The sequence below is a fragment of the Marinilabilia salmonicolor genome, from assembly GCF_003003035.1.
GTDB lineage: Bacteria > Bacteroidota > Bacteroidia > Bacteroidales > Marinilabiliaceae > Marinilabilia > Marinilabilia salmonicolor_A.
In genome coordinates, this window is record NZ_PVTS01000013.1 from 64,265 (window position 1) to 84,839 (window position 20,575).

Genomic DNA, 20,575 nt, shown 5'->3' on the forward strand with positions numbered 1-20,575 from the left:
TCATAAAATGCGAATTGCAAGGCCTGCGAAGCCACCAAATACGGAGTTTACTCAAGTAAATGAGCAATTTCCGCTAATGGCGTAACGCAGTAAACGGGACTTTATGGACAAGCACTAAATAATTTCTGTCCATAAACTAAACGGTTTTCACGTGTTTGAACTAGAAAGTTCAAATTCAAGGCGTGTGAAAGATTTAAACCGCAGTCCCGAAGTAGCTTTTGTAAGGTTTTTTGAACAAAAAACCAACAAAAAGCACAATTTGGATGAGGGGTTATATTTTGAGCAACAACGCAGAAGTTGGACTTTATAGACAAACACTAAATAAAGAAAAGAGGCTCCCGGTCAGGAAACCTCTTTAATTTTTGACTATTAGAGCGAGGAGGTTTTACAACTTCTCGGCTTCATCTTTAAGTTTGTCAGCTCCTTCTTCGGCTGCATCAGCAACGTCTTCTGCGCTTTCTTTTACAGCATCGGCGGCATCTTCAGCAGCGTCGGCAGCATCTTCAGCAACATCTTCTGCCTTGGCAGCAGCATCTTCAGCAACATCTTCTGCCTTGGCAGCAGCATCTTCGGCAGCTTCGGAAACCGTTTCGGTGGTCTCTTCTGCAGCTTCTTCAGCTTTGTTCTCTTTTCCCGATTGTCCGGCACATGACATAAGGCCAAACACGATAGCAATGAAAAATAACTTCTTCATAGTTTAAGTGAATTTTGGGTTTGAAATTTTGATAAATTGTAATGCGTAAACATCATATTGAGGGCAAGTTATAAAAAAAACAAGGATATTTGACGAAAAACCTTAAAAAAATATTTAAAAACACCAATGGTTTTGGTGCAGAGAGTAACAATAGATCGTTAGATTTTAGAAGTTAGAGATTAGAGAAAATCGTAAAATATTGACATTCTGCATTTTATCAAAAACACTCATTTAAACTTAAAGATTTAATTTCCAGAGCTTTGAAAAAGTTTAACGAACTATTGAGTAATGTAAATATTAATTATGATGCTTTATTGCTGTGCCTGTATGCTGCTTTTCTTAGTCTGTCCATAATGGCAATGCCGATTCCTGTTTCCGGGACGGTGTCTGCAACAATGAAATCTACGTCAGCTGCTTCCATTGTGTGGAGTGCATTGAATAGATTGATGGCAGCTTCTTCAGGGTTACGGTTTTTTGATAGGTATTCTACTTTCTTGAATTTGGATGCATATTCCGGTGTTCCCCACGCAATGAGGCCGGCCTTGCTTAACTTTGAGTTGCTGAAATTTGTATTTCCGAGAAACATTGATTTCTGCGGACTGTAATGTGATTTTATCTGGCCGGGAGAGTGAAAAGTATCTTCTTCGTCCTGAATAAATTTTGATTCGGGGATGATTTGTCTGATTTCATCGGCATTAATTGCTCCGGGTCTGAGCATGACAAAACCGTCGTCATGCAATCGTATTACACTCGACTCAATGCCCACAGTGGTGGGGCCGCCATCGATAATATACGGTACTTCGGGCAACTGACTGGCTACGTGAATGGCTCTGGTGGGACTGATTCTTCCAAATTTATTGGCACTCGGAGCTGCGATGGGCGTTTGCGCCTCAGAAATGAGCTGGAGAGCAAGCGGATGATCGGGCATACGTATCCCGACGGTGTTGAGACCTGATGTGACAATATCAGGTACCGATTCATTTTTTTCCACTACGATGGTGAGTGGTCCGGGCCAGAATTTTTCTGCCAAAAGACGAATGCGGTCATCGAAATGTTTGCATAATGAGACAGCCTGGTCCAGGTTGGCGATATGGACAATCAGCGGATCAAAAGCGGGACGCTCTTTTAAGCGAAATATGTTGGCCACGGCCTCGGGATTAAATGCATTGGCTCCCAGGCCATAAACTGTTTCGGTTGGAAAAGCAACAAGTTCTCCTTCACGGATTAATCTTGCTGCGTGTTGAATTGCTTTTCCTGTTTGCATAGTTGGTTCTGTTCAATATTGCCTTTGATAGAAAGCGTTAAAAACTTTTGAGGTGCAAAGGTAATACTTTCCTGAATGACTTGTAATCGGTCAGGTTTTATAAAAAACAAATCCATGAGGAAGGTCAGATATGCTGTATCTCAGACCTTGTCACTCATGGATGTTCTTTGATCCCGATTTAGTGCCTGTCTATAAACTAAGCGTTTTTCACGTGTTTGAGCTAGAAAGTTCAAATTCAAGGCGTGTGAAAAATCTAAACCGCAGTCCCGAAGTAGCTTTTGTAAGGTTTTTTGAACAAAAAACCAACAAAAAACACAATCAGGATGAGGATTTAGATTTTGAGCAACAACGCAGAGGTTGGACTTTATAGACAAACACTATTTAATCAGGAAAGAGAAGCATTGTCCTCTTTTAACTTTTGTCGCTGTTTTTCCTGAAATTCAACCACTTTTTGCCGGATGTTTTCATTGGAAATGCCGAATATTTTGGCTGTGGCCAGAGCTGCATTTTCCGGACTCAGAATTACCAGTGGAGCTACTCCTGAAGGCATTCTGAGACTCGAGTAAATGTCGGATCCCGCAAATGAACTGCTTGATGGAGGGCAGGCAATTACCGGGCAGTGTGTTTGAGCGTCACTGAACCCGCTAAGCGCGTTGCTCATTCCGGCAATGGTAATGAATACCGGATTGTTTTTCTCCTCCTCTTTTATGATGTTGTAGCACTCCAGCGGAACTTTATGTGCCGATGCAACATACAGCACTGATTCAACGTCGAACTTTGTCAGACTTTCAGAAATTCTTTGAGCCCATTCCAGGTCCCCTTTGGAACCCATTATGATTACTGCTTTACTCATGGCTTTCAATTTTATTAAAGGAATATCCATATTCAAAACTCATAGGCACAATCTCGTTGTACTCTTCTACGCTTGCATCATTCAAACAAGCTTCAATGATTTTACGACCGGTAGGGTGCAGATCTGGAGTCAGATACTTCTGAAGTTCTTCTTTGAAAAAGCTTTTCAATAACTCTGCACCGGCATCATATCCCTCAATTCCAACTTCAGGCTGATTGTAAACCTTCAGGAATCTGGAAGGAATTTTGGAACTTTCGATGGTCAGGTGATTTAATTCATATCCCAATAGCGGGCAACGTGCTTCCTGATATTGGTCCTCTCTGAAGCGGGCAGCTCCACGACGAGTCAGATATTCCCGCATTAGCAGCTGAGGCTTAAATCCAACTTCCCAGGCACCAATATTCTGGTTTGGCACTAAAGTGAAGGTGGTTCTTGGTGTATCCGTGATCTGTTTCAAAAGGAGGTTGGCATGTGTGACCATCCGACCGGTGGCAAAAGGCCAGTAGGATCCGACGCCTTCACTTTGCATTTTTCCGGTTCCCACAATACTGGGGTTCTTGAGACCCCGTGGAGCAACCAGACGCCAGAGCCATGCAATAGCAGGAGGTAATATATGGAACATACCTACGATGCCAATGCTTGGATCTTCCTTGGTACAACGTGTCGTTCTGAGACCGAAGCTGCGGATATCTACGGCTACCTCGCCGGGAATGGCATCTTCTACACTTTTACGCGGCAAGATGACTCTTGGATTGGGGCACTTGACACCCGGCTCATCCTCAATGTGGTCCCAGATTAATGCTGTAGATTCCGGTTTGGTGTCAATGTTTAAGAACAATAACGGCATTGATGGATTAATGGTTTTTTCTTCCAGAAATGGATCATCTCCGTATTTGTTTACACTGTCAACCCTTACAAACCAGGCATTCTCTGCATCTACAATCCTTAGTTTACCGTCATCTTCCTGAACGTCGGGATGGCAAAAAGCCATGTCGTCAGCCACGGGTGTGAAGGAACAGAATCTTGGAATGGAAATATATCTTTTCTCGCCGGTGATGGTATTTGTACCAATGAGCACACGTCCGTCATGTTCCCGCACGATGTGCTGGTGAAGTTCACTCTTTCCGCCCCCGCTGGCACCCTCGTGCATGAAAGTAGTGAGGTTGTCATAAGGACTGACAGATTGCACAGCTGAGCAGTGAGCGGTAACCCATCCCTCTTTTTCTCCCTGGGTCAGAAGAACACCGTACAATCCTTTTTTTGCACTCGGTCCCGGATACAGGTTGTATGAATAGAGTTCGTGTACTTTGTCGGTGCGGTTATGAACCACTACCTGCTTTCCGTCGAAATGGGTATGTCTGAAGACAGGAGCTACAAAGATGGAGGATTTTATCTCATCCCCGGACTTCAGCTCTTCCAGAGAGACATGCTCCTGTAACATGGCTAGTCCCAGTGCAAAGAACCCGGCATTGGCGGGAGCTATTGCAATACCGAGAGATCCAATTCCTGCGCGTCCGGCAAAGTAGAAAAATACAGCAAGTTCCTGTTCTTTGAGCCAGGCAAATGTTTCCTCCTGCAGGCCTGGGAAGTCATATCCGTATTTGTCCTTAAAACGTGTTTTGTCGGTAGGCTTGTCATCAGCGATAACCATGGTTCCGGGGTCCCGCCTTCTCATATAGGCCTCGGTGTAATTGGCAGAAATACCGTTCTTCACTTTCTGAACCACTGCCTCCACATATTCGCCCTTTCCGGGAATATCATACTTTACTTCGTATTCTTTCTGGCCATTGGTAGCGGCTTCCACAAGTTCATCTGTCGTATTGAAGAAATGTACGGCTTTGCAGTTTTCCAGAACATCCAGTACATTCTCCGGCAGATCAATCTTCTCCTTTAATTTTTTGATCAAGTCGCTCATATTTGTTTGTTTTTGGTTTCAATTTGTGAATGAATCATTAAACACTTTAGTTTTGAGTCTAAAGCTGAGTTTGTTTCAGGTTGATGGCTTCAACCGGAAACCATCTCTTTCACCTGTACTGTAAATTTAACTCTTTTTATTTCCGTGTTAAAGTCAAAAATAAACATTGAAACGAGCATGCCAGCGGATGCTATGACAGACGGTACATAAAACCCCTGAATAAAGCAGGTTTAGATATTAATCCTTAAATTTTGTACCGATGAAAACATCATCTGTTACGTTTCGATTGCAATAATATAAAAAAATATTGGTGATGAAATTTATTTAGTATATTTTAACTACGTATATTTAAAAAAAGTTGTTTATTTTAATTTTTGTGTAAATTAATTTATTGAAAAACAGTCTAATAAAACAGTAGAAAAAGTCGGGGTTGATCTGGTGTAAATTTTTTTGAGTTTTAGTATAGTTAAACTTTTAATGGTTGGATATGCAGTTTAATTGAAAAAACGCTTAATTTTGCCATTCGAATTAAAGTATTTTCTTATGGATAAACTGGGAAAGAGAATAAAACAGAGGAGGGAGGCCGTGGGCCTTACTCTTAGCGGACTGAGCAAGGCTTCCGGATCAAGTCTCAGCCTTTTGTCACAGATAGAGCACGGCAAAACCTATCCATCATTACATACATTAAAGAATATTGCGGTAGCATTGAATTCTTCTGTTGGAACCTTGATTGGTGAGCAGGAGAATCTTTCACACAATCCGTTTATGGGCTTCAACGAGAGAAAGCTTGTTAAGCAAACTGAGTGGGGGGCATCCCTGTTTATGCTTACGCATTACAGTCCTTCTCAAAGCATTGAGCCTTATATGGTCAGACTTGAGAACAGGGGTACTTGTCAGGGCCTTGTGGAAGGCTCGCGGAGAGCCCAGGAATTTTGTCATGTATTGGCCGGATCTATAGAGATTGATTTACGGGGGAGACCTTTTATTTTAAAGCAAGGTGACAGTCTTATATTTGACTCTTATGAACTGAACTCCATTGTTAATATTCATGATGGAATCAGTGACTTTCTCTGGATTTTTTCTCAGGAGAAAAGATAGATTGAAACAAAAGGTTGTTTGGTAAATATTTCATTAATTGCAATCTTTGGAGTCTTAATTTAATAGACATTTTAAGTTTAACCATTGAATATTCATCTTCTTTCTTACCGTTTAAAATCCTGGATGTTGTATTGGCTCAAAGCGCGATACTACAAGGGTTTTGGTATTCACTCTCCTTTTGTTTTTTATCTGGTGCGCGAACTGTTTTGGGAGTCCCATCCTTTCTATGCATTTGATAAGATAGATGCTGCACGAAAGATGTTATTGAGAAATAAACAAAGGGTCAAAGTGGATACACTGGGGCAGCCTTCTGTCGTTTCGGGTAACCAAAAGAGTATTCGTAACCTTGCAGGACAGGGGAGTATCCCCGATAAATATGGAAAGTTGATGTTTCGGTTGATCAATAAACTGGAATGTAAAAAGATCCTTGAACTGGGAACCGGCATAGGAATGTCAACCCTGTATATGGCTTTGCCGTCTTCCCGCGCAAAGGTTCTTAGCATTGATGGAAACAGATTCCTGCAACAGGTGGCTTCCGGTCTTTTTGAAATGACTGAAGTGAAGAATGTCCGACTATTCAATGGCTCATTTAAAGAACATCTTCCATTGATTCTAAATGAACCGGGATCCCTGGATTTTGTGTTTTTTGATGGTGATCATCAGTGTGATAGCACGTTGAATTATTTTGAGATGTGTTTGCAAAAGATCCACAACAACTCCGTTTTTGTTTTTGACGATATCCATTGGTCTCCGGAAATGGAGAAAGCATGGCTGGAAATAGCAAATCGTCCTGAGGTAACCGTATCAATGGATTTATACCGGATAGGAATTGTTTTCTTTCGGGAAGAATGTACAAAACAGCACTATGTGGTTCGATATTAACAGCCCCGGGCATTTGTTTTCCGGGCTTTGTTTATTGTTTTTTCCCTCTTTTGTTAAACCATTATGGTTTTAGCTTATCAAAGTATCTGATTGTATTGGTTGCAAACGGGGAGATAATCCCCCGGCTTGATCTGATTTTTTTGTATTGAAACTCTTTTATAATTGACTCATCCAATGGATACAGCTGTAATTCACATAGACGATCTGAAGAAACATTATGAGGTAGGCACCCAGGTGGTTAAAGCGCTAAATGGCGTGTCGCTTTCGATTGAGAAGGGAGAATATGTTGCGATTATGGGGCCGTCAGGATCCGGCAAATCTACCCTGATGAATTTGATTGGTGCGTTGGATACTCCCACGTCGGGGCGCTATATTCTAAATGGCACCGATGTGAGCCACATGAGCGATGATCAGTTGGCCGAAATCAGAAACCGTGAGATCGGGTTTGTTTTTCAGACTTTTAATCTTTTGCCTCGTTATTCTGCGTTGGATAACGTAGTTCTTCCATTGATTTATGCGGGGGTGAAAAAAGACGAACGTTATGACAAAGGACGTCAGGCATTGGAGAATGTGGGCCTGTCGGATAGAATGACACACAAGCCCAATGAATTGTCCGGTGGACAGCGGCAAAGGGTTGCCGTGGCCCGGGCATTGGTCAATAAACCGTCTCTTATTTTGGCCGATGAGCCAACCGGTAACCTGGACTCCAAAACTTCTGTGGATATCATGCGTCTGTTTGAGGATATTCACAATGCAGGCAATACCATTGTTTTGGTTACGCATGAAGAGGATATTGCCCAACATGCCAAAAGAATTATTCGGTTGCGCGATGGAGTTGTAGAAAGTGACGAGGCGGTGGAAAAAGTGCTGAGTTCGGAGGTTTGACTTCTGGGGTTTGAGTTGCAAGTTGCGGGCCGGTTGTTCCTGCTTAAGGGGGTAGTGTGCCGGGAGGATGAGTTCGGGGTTTTGAGTTGAGATTTGTCTGAATATGCCCTGCGAGAGTGCATTTCCATAACCTACCAATACAACGTTTCAGTTATAAGTCGTAATCTTCAATTTCTCTGTTTTCTTCTCAACTTCAACTTCAACTTCAACCTCTATTTCTATCTCAACCTTAACGTTAGCCTCAACCTCAATCTTATTCTTTGCCTCAAGTCTTAGGAACTCAGAATAAACGGCACCAATACCGGCACCAAAACGGAAAGAACAATTCCGCTAAAAATACTGATTACCGCATATTCTTTACCGGTGGCTTTCACAATAACCGGCAACGTGGTGTCCATGGCTGTGGCCCCTCCGGCAACAATAGCTCCGAGCTTCCCAAACCATTTGACCATGAGCGGTGCCGCCAGAAGGGTGATGACTTCCCTGAAAATATTGGCAAGTAAGGCTATTACGCCCATTTCGCTTCCGCTGATTTGTCCGATAAATATGGCTGACAGGGAATAGTAGCCAAAGCCTGCACCGATTGCCATTCCGTTTGTGGTATCCACACTGTCAATAAGAAAGGACGTAAGCAGGCTTCCGCCGAGACTGCCTGCAACAACAATGGCAGGAACCAGAAGTATTCTGATGCTTGTCCTTTTTAAAATTTCCAGTGCCCGGGGATCTGCTCCCAGTCCGGCTCCCACAAGTATCATCATAACATATAAAGTGGCTGTTGCCACGAGTGCATCGCCCCAAAATGCGGGGAAAAGTCCCCATCGGCCACCCAGTGTGCCGGCTACAAAGAATAGCAATATCCAAAGACTTTGATTTTTTAAAATCTGGATAAACCATCCTGAGGACAGTGGTTTGTGCCTTGATTTTTCCTTTTCTGGTTGTTTCTCCTTTCCATCGCGGAAAAATGAAGTAGCCAGACGTGCAAGAATCAGGCTGCCAAGAATGGCTCCACTGCTCAATAGGATGGCCTGCCATCCCAATGTTGTGATGTTTTGAACCACTCGCTCATCAGTCCCCACTGATATCCCCAGAAAAAACAGCAGGGCAAAAATGGCCACAGAAACAAGTGGCTCCGAGATCTTTAAAACAATCGGGTGTTTACGGAACAGCAGCCCTATTCCTATGCCAACGATGAATAATCCTATTACGGCAAGTGATATCATTCAGGTATTGGTTTCTTTATTAATGAACAGTCTGTTTGGGGTTTAGGTTAAGGATGAGACTGAGGTTAAGATTGGGATTTCAGGCCGGTTATTGCTTCTTTCTTTTTACCACTTTGGCCCATTTTCATTCGGAAAACTTTCATTGTATTCCTTCCAGAAGCTCTTTACCTCTTGCTTTACTTCTTTGTGAAGAAACAAAAGTCCAATGAGGTTGGGGATTGTCATCAGGGCAATGGTAATTCCCGAAAATATCCAGACAATGGTGGTGTCGGTAAAGGATGCCAGAAAGAACCCGATAATATAGATGCCTTTGTACCATAAAACACCTTTGATGCCAAAAAGGAATGTTACGGCTCTGCCACCGTAATAGCTCCAGGATATGGCGGTGGAGAAAGCAAACAGGAGCAGGCCGATGGAAACAATGTATTTCCCGTAATCTCCCAGCCAGCTTCTGGAAAAAGCAACTGTGGTAAGTGGGGCGCTGTGCAGAAGTGATTTTCCTTCTATGGTGTAACGATCGGGTGCTTTTAGCTGACCGTTAGTTATTTCGATGTCTCCGGTAAACAGGTTGCCATCCCGGTAAATCTTTATTTTCTCTGCTACAGAGCGGGCATGGAGAATGGTAACATTACCCTCCGGAGTTCCGTTTTCAGATTTCAGCTCACCGGTAAACAATGGCAGCGCCTTTTCTCCTGATAAATGCTCCTGCAAAATGCGCTGATCCGCATCGGTGTAATGCCCTTCAATAATTTCCATGTCGGTCATCTGAAACCGGTTTTCGAGTTTTTCGTTCCAAGCCCCTGAGGCCATGAGTGTTAGGCCGGTGAGCATGCAGATGATGATGGTGTCAATAAACGGTTCCAACAAGGCCACGAGTCCTTCAGATACGGGTTCGTGTGCTCTGGCTGCAGCGTGGGCAATGGGAGCCGATCCCTGACCTGCCTCGTTGGAAAACAATCCGCGGTTTACTCCCCGGTTGAAGGCAAAGGCTACCGATGCGCCTAAAAAACCACCTGTGGCCGAACTTCCTGTAAAGACTCCGGAGGCGATGGCCTGAAGTGACGGGATAATGTTTTCATAATTATAGATGATTACCAACAGGGCACCGGCAAAATAGATTACGGCCATAACAGGAACAAGTGTTTGGGTCACTTTGGCAATTCTTTTGATTCCTCCGAGAATTACAAAGGCCATCAGTACACTTAATACTGCTCCGGTAAGAATATGGGGGATCTCAAAAGCCTCGAAAAGAGAATTGGAGATACTGTTGATTTGAGGAAGATTGCCGGTTCCAAAAGAGGAGAAAATGGTAGCCACCGCAAATATTACGGCCAGCAGACTTCCTGTTTTTAGAATTTTTCCTGATGGTAGTTTCAGGTTCAGCCTTTTTTTCATGTAATACATCGGCCCTCCGCTGATAGACCCGTCGGAGGCTTTGTCTCTGTATTTGTGCGAAAGGGTAACTTCCACAAACTTGGTGGTCATACCGATCATCGCAGTTACCAGCATCCAAAACAGGGCTGCCGGACCACCCAGGTGAAGAGCCAGGGCCACGCCTGCAATGTTTCCCGTGCCTACAGTTCCGGAGAGTGCAGTGGTCAGTGCCTGAAAATGGCTGGTGTCGCCTTCGTCGCCTTCGCGGTCAAATTTTCCTTTGACAATCTTAATGGCATATTTAAAAAACCTTATTTGGGGAAATACCAGATAAATGGTAAAGAAAAGTCCTGTTCCCAATAACAGGTAAACAAACCAGGCCGATCCACCGATCATGCTGTCGATTTGTGTGAGAATATTCGTGAATTCCTGCATAAGTTTAGGTTGTTAATTGGTTGGTAATTGCAAATATAGCAATTGAAACCGGCTCAGGGTTTACCTGTGAAAGCTTTTTTGCTGCCTGTTGGCCAAGGACTGTCGTTCGTTGTCTGAAACTATGCGCTCAGAAAACAATGGTGGTTGTTCAGAAAGCGGATGGTTTACTGACTGGATATTGTGGTTCTCTTCAGGTAATTTTGTTGCGTTTTTAATGGAGGAGGTCAACAGCATTCTCTCCATTATCCGACAGATATCACAGTGTTGTTTCTTTTGTTTTCCCCGAAAAGAACTTTACAACCGAGGCACAAATGTTCAAGCGACTTTGTCGTGTTGTCTGTCTTTTGTTGAGTTAAAATAGAAAAATTGTCTAAACCTGGTTTATTCATGATTTTTCGTTATGAGATGGTTAAATATCAATAAATTCTGGTAACCGCAGATAAAATTGAGGTAGGAAATAGTGAACTATTTTCAAATCAATTTTATTGAGGACGCCTGAATTTAGAAGGTAGTTGAACATCGCAATAGATAATTAATGAATAATCCAGGTTCGAAACGTGAATTATAAATAATTCAGAATTGTTTTATCTGTGTTTAATTTTAATCAATTAGTTAAATGAAAAATTTAAAACTCCTAACCGGCACGGCTGTTTTGGCCGGACTACTACTTACTACCGGATGTGTAAAGAACGAAGAGGCTGACGGTGTAAAGGCTCTTAGACAAGCCCAGGCAGCTAAATTGAATGCCGAAGCTACCGCAACAACGCTGGCGGCTGAAGCTGAAGCTGCTTACAGAAACGCTGAAGCTGCGGTTAAGCAAGCCGAAGTAGCCATTAAAGAGGCGAAAGCCCGGGCAAAAGAAATACAAAATGCTTACAGTGAGGCTAACAATGCAATTTTAATTGCCAATGCTCAGATCGCTGCCGACCTGAATCAGGCTCAAACTCAGGCTTCCATTGACAAGGCTCTTATTACTGCTGAAAAAGAACTGGCTGAAGCCCAGAAAGAACTGGAGATTGCGCTTTCACAGTATGAATCCGAGATTGCTGCTGATGTTGCAAAAAACAAGAATCTTTCTGCTTATCTGACCGCCTACAAAAAAGCTATTTCAGAGGTTAATTCTTTGAGACAGGAGATTGTAGGACTTCAGAGAAATCTTGCAACAGCTCAATTGTATTTCCTCAATAATGACCTTACCGATTCTGGAAATCTTGCTGCTGCCAAAACCATTCAGCAGGAATATCTAAATATTAGACTTGGATATCTTCAGGGATGGGTAGAGCGTTATGAGGCTGTAATGGGCGACCTGGCAACCATTGCTGACGAACTGGTAGATGTGAAAGAAGATATCTACAATCTTAAATCTCAGATTGATGACAAAGAGGTGGAGCAGGAGCTCGCCGAACAAGCCCGCGAAGTTGCGCTTGAAGAGTACCAGACTGCTTACGATGCATGGGAAGAAGTTGTGAATAAGGATTTATTGATTGCAACTTTTTCTGATGAAGAAAATGTAAATCAGGAAATCATTCCTTACAGTTATCTTACCAATGTGGTTGACCCTGGCACTATTGAAGAAACCGGAGCGGGTGATTCTGATTTTGATACTGAAGGGATTTATTTCCGGTCATACAAATTTTACAATGATTGGATTGAAAGTTTTGAAACCGATATTACTAAAAATGAGGAGCTGATTTCCGAAAAAGAAGATGTGGTTGCTCTGCTGGAAGAGCTTCATGAGCAATATGCATCCCAACTGGCCGCTCTTGAACAGGATGTTATTACAGAATATGAAAAGATCGAACCTCTGTTGCATGAGGTAAATGTGGTTGAAATTGCCAATCAGGCAGAACAAACAACTGCAAGTCAGGATGCATTGGATGATGCATTGGATGCTCTTGAGGCTGTTACGGACAATCCCGGTGATCCGATGAACTCTACTTCAGGAACTTTCTACGATGCATATACCGCTTACGATGAATTTATTCAGGATGTCAATGATTCTGACATTGATCTTTCTTTCCTCTATATGGCCAACTATTCGGAAAGTCCTTTAGGTTCTGATGAGGAAGTAGTAAATATCCCTTATTTTATTGGAACATTTAATGCAGAAATTGAAAGTTGGGAGGCAGAAATCGATGGTTGGGATGATGATATGAATGAGTATGAAGCCAATCTGGAGATTGTTGAGGGTTATGTTGCTTATCTCGAAGGTCTTCAGTCAGGTAACCTGGCAGCTCTGGAAACTGCTTACCAGGATGCCAAAGCTGCATTTTATGCTGCAAGGGTTACCTATGATGAAGTTTCTTCCGAACTGGCCACTCTTAAAGCTGAGTTAGATCGTGCTGAAGATTATGAGTCGGTTCTTGAAGGAAATGGGGAGGATATTTCTGATGATCTTTATGAAAATGTAACCGGTCTTAAAGAGCAGATTGTTCAGACAGAGGCTGATATTGCTGAAATTGACAATGACTTTGCAAACTGGGAGGCTTTGATTGCCAGTCTGGAAGCAAAAATTGCCCAGAAACAAACCGAACTTGATATCTATCAGGCAGAAGCTGATCATTACAAAGAGTTAATTGACGCAGAATTAGGTACAGAGGAGTAGTTTAGGAGGAATAAATATTCTCCGGCCGGGGAGTTCCGTTTCCCGGCCACTTTTCAAAAATTACTATAATCCTTTAAAAAAAAGCCTGATTCTTATGAGAAAGATAAAAATGTCGTGGACACTGATGGTGACTATGTTCCTTCTTGCGGGAGGAGTAATGGCACAATCATTTGGTCCGCAGGCAGGCGATAAATCGATGGCCCTACGTTTTGGACGTGCTGTTTCGTTTGGTGATGTACAATACGCTGAGGTAAACAGTGCTGTTAATGAGTCTGAATATTGGAATTTTGATGGAGTTGCACCTTCTTTAAGTGCCCCATCATCATCCGGTTTTTCCACTCAATACAGCATGACCAATATGATTGGCGTAGAAGCCAAGTATTTTATCACCTCACAGATTGCTGCCCGTTTTAGTGGTGCCGGAGCTGTAATGAGTTCTCCCGCAGCCGATGCAGTAATGGTGACCGGGGAGGCTTCCGTGGACGGAGAGCCTGCATATCCCGGAACATACGTTCCCGGCTGGGAGATGATGGAGAGCCGCACCACCAAACAATTTTATGTGGATTTGGGTGCCGATTATTATTTCGCCAGTAACTATTCGAGAGTGAACCCTTACGGGGGTGTGCAAGTCAATGCTACCTACGGTCAGATGGAAATTGCTGATGGCTTCCGCGGTGTTGATGATAATGGAGAGGTGATTCCCACTCATGATACTCGTCGTGGAGAGGCTTATGGCCTTGGCGGTAGTGTTGTCGGGGGTATCGACTACTATCTGTCCGAAGGAATGTTCCTTGGGATTGAGATTAAAGCGTTTAATTATATGTACAATGCAAAACGTGTGTATCATCAGAGTGGTATGGAAGCACAGGATGCAGCTACACATAATACTGCAATCTTTTCACAACCGGTAATTAAACTTGGTTTCCGGTTCTGATTAGGAAAATGAATTATTGTTATTAAAAAAGGCGACCCGACGGGCCGCCTTTTTTTGCTGTATAGACGATTCATGTATAGACGATTCATGTATAGACGATTCATGAATCGTCTCTACATGTTTTTCATAGATAGCTGAATCCTTTTGCGGGCTACATCCACCTCCAGTACGCGCACTTCCACATGCTGATGTAACTTTACAACGTCATTGGGGTTTGAAATGAAACGGTCGGCCAATTGGGAAATGTGTACCAGTCCGTCCTGTTTGACGCCTACATCCACAAAGGCACCAAAATTGGTGATGTTGGTGACAATTCCGGGGACTGTCATGCCGGGTTTCAAATCTTCCATGCTGTGGACGTCTTTGGAGAATTCAAAAACTTTAATGGTTTGACGCGGATCGCGACCCGGCTTTTCCAGTTCCTGCATGATATCCTTCAATGTTGGTAATCCGGTATCATTCGTCACATAACGATTCAGATCTATTTTTTCTCTAAGCGACTTGTCTTTAATCAGGTCTGTTATCTCACATCCCAGGTCTGCAGCCATTTGTTTAACGATGGGGTATGATTCGGGGTGCACTGCCGTGCTGTCCAGCGGGTTTTTGGCATCCGATATTCGCAGGAATCCTGCCGCCTGTTCGAAAGCTTTGGCTCCAAGGCGCGGAACTTTCTTCAATGCTGCACGGCTGGCAAACGGGCCGTTTTCGTTTCGATAGGAAACAATGTTTTTGGCGAGTGCAGGCCCCAGACCGGAGATGTAGGTGAGCAGGTGATGGCTTGCGGTGTTGAGGTTGACACCCACGCTGTTCACTGACGACTCAACCACTCTGTCAAGGGCATCTTTTAGCTGATGTTGATCCACATCATGTTGGTATTGACCTACCCCGATGGATTTGGGGTCTATTTTCACCAGCTCTGCCAACGGGTCCATCAATCGACGGCCGATGGATACTGCCCCTCGGACAGTGACATCATACTGAGGAAACTCATCGCGTGCCACTTTGCTGGCACTGTAAACAGATGCTCCGTCTTCACTGACCACAAAAACCTGTACGTCACGATTGAACTTTGTTTTACGTACCAGATCCTCCGTCTCACGGGATGCTGTTCCGTTTCCAATGGCAATGGCTTCAATTTTGTAGGCATCTACCAGTGAATCAAGTTTCTTCATGGCTTTTCCGGTCTCTTTTTGCGGAGGATGGGGGTAAATGGCTTCATTGTGCAGCAATTCGCCCTGAGCATCCAGACATACCACTTTACAACCGGTGCGGTAGCCCGGGTCGATGGCCAGCACCCGTTTCTGACCAAGTGGCGGAGCCAGTAAAAGCTGTCTCAGGTTATCACTGAATACCCGGATGGCTTCTTCGTCGGCTTTTTCCTTGAAGAGTGCCATGGTCTCGTTTTCCAGCGAGGGGGCCAGTAATCTTTTGTAAGCATCTTCGGTGGCCATTTCCACCTGATCTGATGTGTCATTGTTTCCTTTCACAAAGAGGCGTTTGAGCCGGGGCAAAACATCTTCAGCGTCTGGGGCAGCTCCCAGTTTCAGAAATCCTTCTTTTTCTCCACGCTGCATAGCCAGGAAACGGTGGGAAGGACAGCGTTTAAGGGGTTCGTCCCATTCAAAATAATCACGGTATTTGGCTCCTTCCTCTTCTTTCCCTTTTACGAGTCGGGCAGATATTACCGAGTGATGCTGAAATCTGTTGCGGACAATTTCACGAGCAGTCTGGTTTTCATTGATCCATTCCGCAACAATGTCGCGGGCCCCTTGCAATGCAGCCTCAGTGTCCGTGACTTCATCGGTCAGAAAGGAAGCGGCCCGGGATTCCACATCCCGTTCATGCTGTTTCATGATGATTTTTGCCAGAGGTTCGAGCCCCAGCTCCCGGGCCTTGGTGGCACGTGTTTTCCTCTTGGGCTTGTAGGGGAGGTAGATGTCCTCCAGTTCTGTACTGTCGTAACAGTTTTCTATTCTTGATTTTAATTCATCGGTCAGCAATTCCTGTTCTTCGATGGTCTTCAGGATGGTTGCTTTTCTCTTTTCCAGTTCCTGAAGTTTGTCGTAGGCCTCCTTGATGTTGCCAATGGCTACTTCATCCAGACTTCCCGTGCGTTCTTTCCGGTATCGGCTGATAAATGGAATGGTAGCTCCTTCGTCAAGGAGTTCGATGGTGTTGTTGACCTGGGTTGCCGAAATGCCTGTCTTTTCAGCTATGAGTTTTGGAATGGTTTGCATAGTGAATGGTTTTATATATTTGTTTCGTTGTTACCTGTCTCTGCACCACCCTGATGCTGAAAAGCTGCATAAACAGGGGACTATCCCGGCTCACACAGCCTTTTGGTTTCTCAATGGTGCAAACTTAACCTGCATTTTTGCAATGCGATGGGAAAAGATGCTTTATGAAGTGACACTATTTTTTGTCCTTCCTGTATTTGCCTGACGGTTTTCCTCCCTTTTTGTTGAAACGCTTATACGGTTTCTTTCCTTTGTTGTATGATTTTGGGTTGTATTCCGGGCCTTCTCCAACCTCTTCAGGCAAAGGAATTTTTATGATGGTGGTTTCAATCAGTTCTTCAATTTTTTGAAAATCCTGTTGATCTTTTTCGGTGATGAATGTCAGTGCCACTCCTGTGGAGGAGGCTCTGGCGGTACGTCCTACCCGGTGTACGTAATCTTCTGCATCATTTGGCACATCAAAGTTTATGACCAGATCGATTCCTTCCACATCAATTCCTCTGGCAATGATGTCGGTGGCCACAAGGATTTGCACGTTGCGGTTCTTGAATTCGCGCATTACTTCAGTCCGGTCTTTTTGTTCCAGATCTGAATGAATTGCTTTTGCGGGGAATCCGTTTCGTTGCAATGATTGCTGAATCTCCTTTACTTTCTGTTTCGTGGAGGAGAAGATTACAATGCTCTTCAGGTCTTTCCCCTTCAGCAGACTGTTAATCAACGGCATTTTCTGGGTCTCATAAGTCATATAAGCTCCCTGAAGCACTCCCTCTGCCGGTTTTGACAAGGCGATGTTGACCTCTTCATATTCCGATAGAAGTTCCCGTGCCATGTCTCTGATTTTTTTCGGCATGGTAGCAGAAAACATGAGTGTTTGTCGCTCTTTGGGCAAAAAGGAGACAATTTGCATGATGTCTTCATAAAAACCCATATCGAGCATACGATCTGCTTCGTCGAGAATGAGGTGTTTCAACGTATCCATCTTCACATAGCCCATGCTCAGATGCTGAATAAGGCGACCCGGAGTAGCCACGATTACGTTGGCGCCGGTAGTTAGTGCATTTTTCTGGGCATTCCATAAGCCTGCATCATTACCTCCATATACGGCAATGGATGTGATGGGCAGAAAATATCCAAAACCCTCCATTTGCTGGTCAATTTGCATGGCCAGCTCTCTGGTTGGCACCAAAACTAAAGTATTGAGTCCCTCAGAATTGGATTGCACCTGTCGATCAAGCACCGGGAGCAGGTAAGCAGCAGTTTTTCCGGTACCGGTTTGTGCACAGGCAATCATATCTTTCCCGTTCATAATGGGAGGAATGGTAGCCTCCTGAACAGGGGTTGCTTTTTCAAATCTCATGGCTTCCAGTCCGTCAATTACTTCCTGTGAGAAGCCAAATTCTGTAAATTTCAAAATCTTTTCTTTTAAGTTACTGTTACTCCACAAAAAGAACCAACCCTTTCAGGTATTCACTTTCGGGATGATAAATGTTTACCGGATGGTCTGCCGGTTGTTCCAGTTGATGCAGGATTCGCACAAAACGACCGGTTTTGGCGGCAGCTGAAAATACTGCTTTTCGGAATGCATCTTTGCTGATGACCTGTGAACAGGAGAAGGTAAAGATAATGCCGCCGGGTTTAATCTTCTCAATGGCTTTGGCATTTAATTTCCGGTATCCCTGCAATGCGTTGGGCACCACATTCAAATGTTTGGCGAAAGCCGGAGGATCCAGAATCATCAGGTCGTAATCTTCTTTGGGGGCATTCAGGAATTTAAAGGCATCTTCGGCAAAAGCCTGATGCCGCTCATCTCCCGGAAAGTTGAGTTCCACATTTTCACGGGTCAGCTCAATGGCACGTTCGGAGCTGTCCACCGAATGTACCAGCGATGCTCCTCCCCGCAAGGCATAAAAGGAGAATCCTCCCGTATAACAAAACAGGTTGAGTACCTTTTTGTCTTTGCTGTACTTCTCCAGCAAAGCTCTGTTTTCGCGTTGGTCAACAAAAAAACCGGTTTTCTGGCCTTTTTCGTAGTCCACATTAAACCGTAACCCATTCTCAATGGCTGTTTTATCCTCTGTTTTACCATAAAGAAAGCCATTTTCGGCAGTGATATTGGCTTTGTAGGGAATGGTCCCCTCCGATTTGTTGTAAATGGCCTTAAGTTCCGGACCCATAGCATTTTGAAGCGCTTTGCACAATGTGTCTTTGATGAGGTACATTCCAACGGTATGGATTTGCATAACAGCTGTTTGGTTGTACATATCCACGATTAGTCCAGGCATGCCGTCTCCTTCTGCATGAATAAGGCGGTAGGCATCGGTTTCCGGGTTGTTGATAAGTCCTGATTTTTTCCGGACATCCAGGGCTTTTCTGATTTTCTCTTCCCAAAAATTTTCATCCGGTGTTACAGGAGTGAAAGAGAAGATTCTTACCGCAATGGAGCCAATCTGCGAGTGCCCAATAGCGAGAAAATTGTTGTTGGAGTCCAGAACTTCTACTATATCTCCTTCTTCAATTTCTCCGGAAACAGATTTGATGGCCCCGGAGAATATCCAGGGATGAAACCGTAAAATGCTTTGTTCTTTTCCCGGTTTTAGAATAATCTTAGCAAATTCCATATAAAGGTTGGCTGTTATGAGCTTTTTTCTTGTGGTTGAGTCTCTTTTGGTTTTTGGGGGACCGGCTTCAGCTCTTTTAATTTGAGGTAAATTTCAAGAGATACCCAGGCATCGGTAGCAGCATAAAGAATTTGTCCCTCCGACAGTTCCTGTGCTTCCCAGTTAGAGAGTCTTTGCCGCTTGGAGACTCTGAAACCCAGAAGCAAACCGGCAAGATTTTTCAGGCTAAGCACCTCTATTCCGTATTTGGGCGCCATTTCCTGAAGCTCCACAAATCCTTTGGGAACAAAATTGTTCAGATGCTTCAGGCCCCGGATGTCGTCCCGAATGCCAACGCCCACTTTTGCAACTTTGGGGTTGTTCATCAATTTGGTCAGGGCTCCGTTAAAACCTGTGTTGGGAAGACGAAACAGATAGGCTTCGTCTTTGGTGCTGAGTTGCAGGAGCGAAATGTCATGAGAAACACCTTTCTTGAAAGAGGGCTTGGTTTCGGTATCAAAACCAATGGCTTTTTCTTTTTGAAGCTTTTCCACGATTTCGGGAACGCGATCAGGATCTTCGATCACTGTCACTTTCCCTTCAAACTGTTTCAGGGGTAATTCGTTGATTGCGTCTTTGGATATTGTATGCTGCATTCAGTTAAAATGTTACGGTTGGCCCGCTTGTTTTTGCCGGCCCTATTTTGAGTCTGTCTATAAACTAAGCGTTTTTCAGTGTTTGAACTAGAAAGCTCAAATTCAAGGCGTTTGAAAAATCTAAGCCGCAGAATACTAGTGTATTTGAGGATTTAGATTTTGAGCAACAACGCAGAAGTTGGACTTTATAGACATACACTTAAATGTTGTTCCGATCTTCTTCGTGGTCATCCTGCCAGTTTTTTTGCATTTTCGAGATTAACCAGTCTTCGGTGTTTCTACGGTCTTCCGTCGGATCGGTTTCATCTTCTTCCTCATCAATGTTTTCTCCGTTGAAGGCAACCTCATGCATAGCCCTGAGTACGTTGACCAGTTTTTGTCCCCAATACTCCTCAAAACTATGAATCAGTTCGATGAGTGCTTCATTCATGATCTCAGTTACGGCTGTTCGGTAACTCATCAAAAAGTCTTTCACATCCTGATAGATGTCGGCAAGGTTTTCAGAAATTGTTGCAGTGAGCGGTTCTACACTTCGTTGCATATCTGCTGTAAATACCTCCAGGTAATCATTGTATGGGCCCATTTTGGTCAACACTGCATTGAGCACTTGCTGATATTCATCTTCATCCACAAACTTCTCCAGGAAGTCATCTTTCAGCATGGTTTCCGTCCTGGGCAACACGGATGCTTTCAGATACAATAGTGGCAGCATTTTGCGGCCTGTCTCCACAAAGTCTCTGCGTGGCAGCGAAAGGGTGCTTTCGAGCCATACACAGAATTCCTTGCCAACAGTTACAAACTCTACTACGTTTTTGGAATATACCGGATGTTCAAAATCTGTCTGCATAATTGGTGCAAAATTAGTGATAAATATTGATAATGTTGTGTTTAATCGGGGTAAAACCCTTTTTTTATGGTCTGTCTTT

General features: G+C 43.8%; 17 protein-coding genes. 6 read left to right on the plus strand and 11 right to left on the minus strand.

Annotation, left to right across the window (positions count from 1 at the left end; genetic code table 11):
* Positions 1-385: 385 nt before the first annotated feature.
* Complete coding sequence (locus tag BY457_RS13370; RefSeq protein WP_106153830.1) at positions 386-694, minus strand: hypothetical protein; 309 nt, start codon at positions 692-694, stop codon at positions 386-388.
* 301 nt (positions 695-995) lie between these two features.
* A complete protein-coding gene (locus BY457_RS13375) occupies positions 996-1,958 on the minus strand; it encodes an L-threonylcarbamoyladenylate synthase (RefSeq protein WP_106153831.1) in 963 nt (320 codons plus the stop codon).
* Positions 1,959-2,202: 244 nt separating this feature from the next.
* Between BY457_RS13375 and BY457_RS19255 the strand changes: the two genes are divergently transcribed.
* Positions 2,203-2,328 carry a hypothetical protein gene (locus BY457_RS19255; RefSeq protein WP_258176735.1) on the plus strand — a complete coding sequence of 42 codons (126 nt, stop codon included), beginning with the start codon at positions 2,203-2,205 and terminating at the stop codon, positions 2,326-2,328.
* A 15-nt stretch (positions 2,329-2,343) separates the two neighbouring features.
* On the opposite strand, the gene BY457_RS13385 is transcribed toward BY457_RS19255, so the two are convergent.
* Together BY457_RS13385 and BY457_RS13390 are read right to left on the minus strand one after the other, a co-directional pair.
* Positions 2,344-2,811, minus strand: a complete 468-nt coding sequence (locus BY457_RS13385; protein WP_106153833.1) for an AIR carboxylase family protein — start codon at positions 2,809-2,811, stop codon at positions 2,344-2,346.
* Positions 2,804-4,726: a DUF4914 family protein gene (locus BY457_RS13390; RefSeq protein WP_181256483.1), complete on the minus strand. Its 1,923-nt coding sequence runs from the start codon at positions 4,724-4,726 to the stop codon at positions 2,804-2,806. The genes BY457_RS13385 and BY457_RS13390 overlap by 8 nt, the downstream gene beginning before the upstream one ends.
* 543 nt (positions 4,727-5,269) lie before the next feature.
* Here BY457_RS13390 and BY457_RS13395 point away from each other — a divergent pair.
* The 3 genes from BY457_RS13395 to BY457_RS13405 all read left to right on the plus strand — a co-directional run bounded on the left by BY457_RS13395 (position 5,270) and on the right by BY457_RS13405 (position 7,591).
* On the plus strand, positions 5,270-5,824 hold the full coding sequence (locus BY457_RS13395) for a helix-turn-helix domain-containing protein (RefSeq protein WP_146130987.1): 555 nt from the start codon (positions 5,270-5,272) through the stop codon (positions 5,822-5,824).
* Between the two features lie 123 nt (positions 5,825-5,947).
* Positions 5,948-6,706 (plus strand): O-methyltransferase, encoded by a 759-nt coding sequence (locus BY457_RS13400; protein WP_258176736.1) that lies wholly within the window; start codon positions 5,948-5,950, stop codon positions 6,704-6,706.
* A gap of 174 nt (positions 6,707-6,880) precedes the next feature.
* Positions 6,881-7,591 carry an ABC transporter ATP-binding protein gene (locus BY457_RS13405; RefSeq protein WP_106153835.1) on the plus strand — a complete coding sequence of 237 codons (711 nt, stop codon included), beginning with the start codon at positions 6,881-6,883 and terminating at the stop codon, positions 7,589-7,591.
* Positions 7,592-7,863: 272 nt separating this feature from the next.
* On the opposite strand, the gene BY457_RS13410 is transcribed toward BY457_RS13405, so the two are convergent.
* Together BY457_RS13410 and BY457_RS13415 are read right to left on the minus strand one after the other, a co-directional pair.
* Positions 7,864-8,811: a lysine exporter LysO family protein gene (locus BY457_RS13410; protein ID WP_106153836.1), complete on the minus strand. Its 948-nt coding sequence runs from the start codon at positions 8,809-8,811 to the stop codon at positions 7,864-7,866.
* Between the two features lie 105 nt (positions 8,812-8,916).
* Positions 8,917-10,620, minus strand: a complete 1,704-nt coding sequence (locus BY457_RS13415) for an alanine/glycine:cation symporter family protein (RefSeq protein ID WP_106153837.1) — start codon at positions 10,618-10,620, stop codon at positions 8,917-8,919.
* Positions 10,621-11,236: 616 nt separating this feature from the next.
* Between BY457_RS13415 and BY457_RS13425 the strand changes: the two genes are divergently transcribed.
* On the plus strand, positions 11,237-13,225 hold the full coding sequence (locus BY457_RS13425) for a hypothetical protein (RefSeq protein ID WP_106153839.1): 1,989 nt from the start codon (positions 11,237-11,239) through the stop codon (positions 13,223-13,225).
* A gap of 94 nt (positions 13,226-13,319) precedes the next feature.
* Complete coding sequence (locus tag BY457_RS13430; RefSeq protein WP_106153840.1) at positions 13,320-14,159, plus strand: BT1926 family outer membrane beta-barrel protein; 840 nt, start codon at positions 13,320-13,322, stop codon at positions 14,157-14,159.
* Between the two features lie 113 nt (positions 14,160-14,272).
* On the opposite strand, the gene BY457_RS13435 is transcribed toward BY457_RS13430, so the two are convergent.
* The 5 genes from BY457_RS13435 to BY457_RS13455 form a co-directional block, all read right to left on the minus strand.
* Positions 14,273-16,396, minus strand: a complete 2,124-nt coding sequence (locus tag BY457_RS13435) for a Tex family protein (protein WP_106153841.1) — start codon at positions 16,394-16,396, stop codon at positions 14,273-14,275.
* Between the two features lie 175 nt (positions 16,397-16,571).
* On the minus strand, positions 16,572-17,807 hold the full coding sequence (locus tag BY457_RS13440) for a DEAD/DEAH box helicase (protein ID WP_106153891.1): 1,236 nt from the start codon (positions 17,805-17,807) through the stop codon (positions 16,572-16,574).
* Positions 17,808-17,829: 22 nt separating this feature from the next.
* On the minus strand, positions 17,830-19,014 hold the full coding sequence (locus BY457_RS13445; RefSeq protein WP_106153842.1) for a class I SAM-dependent rRNA methyltransferase: 1,185 nt from the start codon (positions 19,012-19,014) through the stop codon (positions 17,830-17,832).
* A gap of 14 nt (positions 19,015-19,028) precedes the next feature.
* The gene (locus BY457_RS13450; RefSeq protein ID WP_106153843.1) at positions 19,029-19,649 is read right to left on the minus strand and encodes a 3'-5' exonuclease; all 621 of its coding nucleotides are present in this window, start codon (positions 19,647-19,649) and stop codon (positions 19,029-19,031) included.
* A gap of 199 nt (positions 19,650-19,848) precedes the next feature.
* Positions 19,849-20,496 (minus strand): DUF5063 domain-containing protein, encoded by a 648-nt coding sequence (locus BY457_RS13455; protein WP_106153844.1) that lies wholly within the window; start codon positions 20,494-20,496, stop codon positions 19,849-19,851.
* Positions 20,497-20,575 lie beyond the last annotated feature (79 nt).

What these genes read in the sequence shown, in the direction of transcription:
- BY457_RS13370 (WP_106153830.1), bottom strand. Translation starts at nt 694, where the DNA reads ATGAAGAAGTTATTTTTCATTGCTATCGTGTTTGGCCTTATGTCATGT.
- BY457_RS13375 (WP_106153831.1), bottom strand. Translation starts at nt 1,958, where the DNA reads ATGCAAACAGGAAAAGCAATTCAACACGCAGCAAGATTAATCCGTGAA.
- BY457_RS13385 (WP_106153833.1), bottom strand. Translation starts at nt 2,811, where the DNA reads ATGAGTAAAGCAGTAATCATAATGGGTTCCAAAGGGGACCTGGAATGG.
- BY457_RS13390 (WP_181256483.1), bottom strand. Translation starts at nt 4,726, where the DNA reads ATGAGCGACTTGATCAAAAAATTAAAGGAGAAGATTGATCTGCCGGAG.
- BY457_RS13395 (WP_146130987.1), top strand. Translation starts at nt 5,270, where the DNA reads ATGGATAAACTGGGAAAGAGAATAAAACAGAGGAGGGAGGCCGTGGGC.
- BY457_RS13400 (WP_258176736.1), top strand. Translation starts at nt 5,948, where the DNA reads ATGTTGTATTGGCTCAAAGCGCGATACTACAAGGGTTTTGGTATTCAC.
- BY457_RS13405 (WP_106153835.1), top strand. Translation starts at nt 6,881, where the DNA reads ATGGATACAGCTGTAATTCACATAGACGATCTGAAGAAACATTATGAG.
- BY457_RS13410 (WP_106153836.1), bottom strand. Translation starts at nt 8,811, where the DNA reads ATGATATCACTTGCCGTAATAGGATTATTCATCGTTGGCATAGGAATA.
- BY457_RS13415 (WP_106153837.1), bottom strand. Translation starts at nt 10,620, where the DNA reads ATGCAGGAATTCACGAATATTCTCACACAAATCGACAGCATGATCGGT.
- BY457_RS13425 (WP_106153839.1), top strand. Translation starts at nt 11,237, where the DNA reads ATGAAAAATTTAAAACTCCTAACCGGCACGGCTGTTTTGGCCGGACTA.
- BY457_RS13430 (WP_106153840.1), top strand. Translation starts at nt 13,320, where the DNA reads ATGAGAAAGATAAAAATGTCGTGGACACTGATGGTGACTATGTTCCTT.
- BY457_RS13435 (WP_106153841.1), bottom strand. Translation starts at nt 16,396, where the DNA reads ATGCAAACCATTCCAAAACTCATAGCTGAAAAGACAGGCATTTCGGCA.
- BY457_RS13445 (WP_106153842.1), bottom strand. Translation starts at nt 19,014, where the DNA reads ATGGAATTTGCTAAGATTATTCTAAAACCGGGAAAAGAACAAAGCATT.
- BY457_RS13450 (WP_106153843.1), bottom strand. Translation starts at nt 19,649, where the DNA reads ATGCAGCATACAATATCCAAAGACGCAATCAACGAATTACCCCTGAAA.
- BY457_RS13455 (WP_106153844.1), bottom strand. Translation starts at nt 20,496, where the DNA reads ATGCAGACAGATTTTGAACATCCGGTATATTCCAAAAACGTAGTAGAG.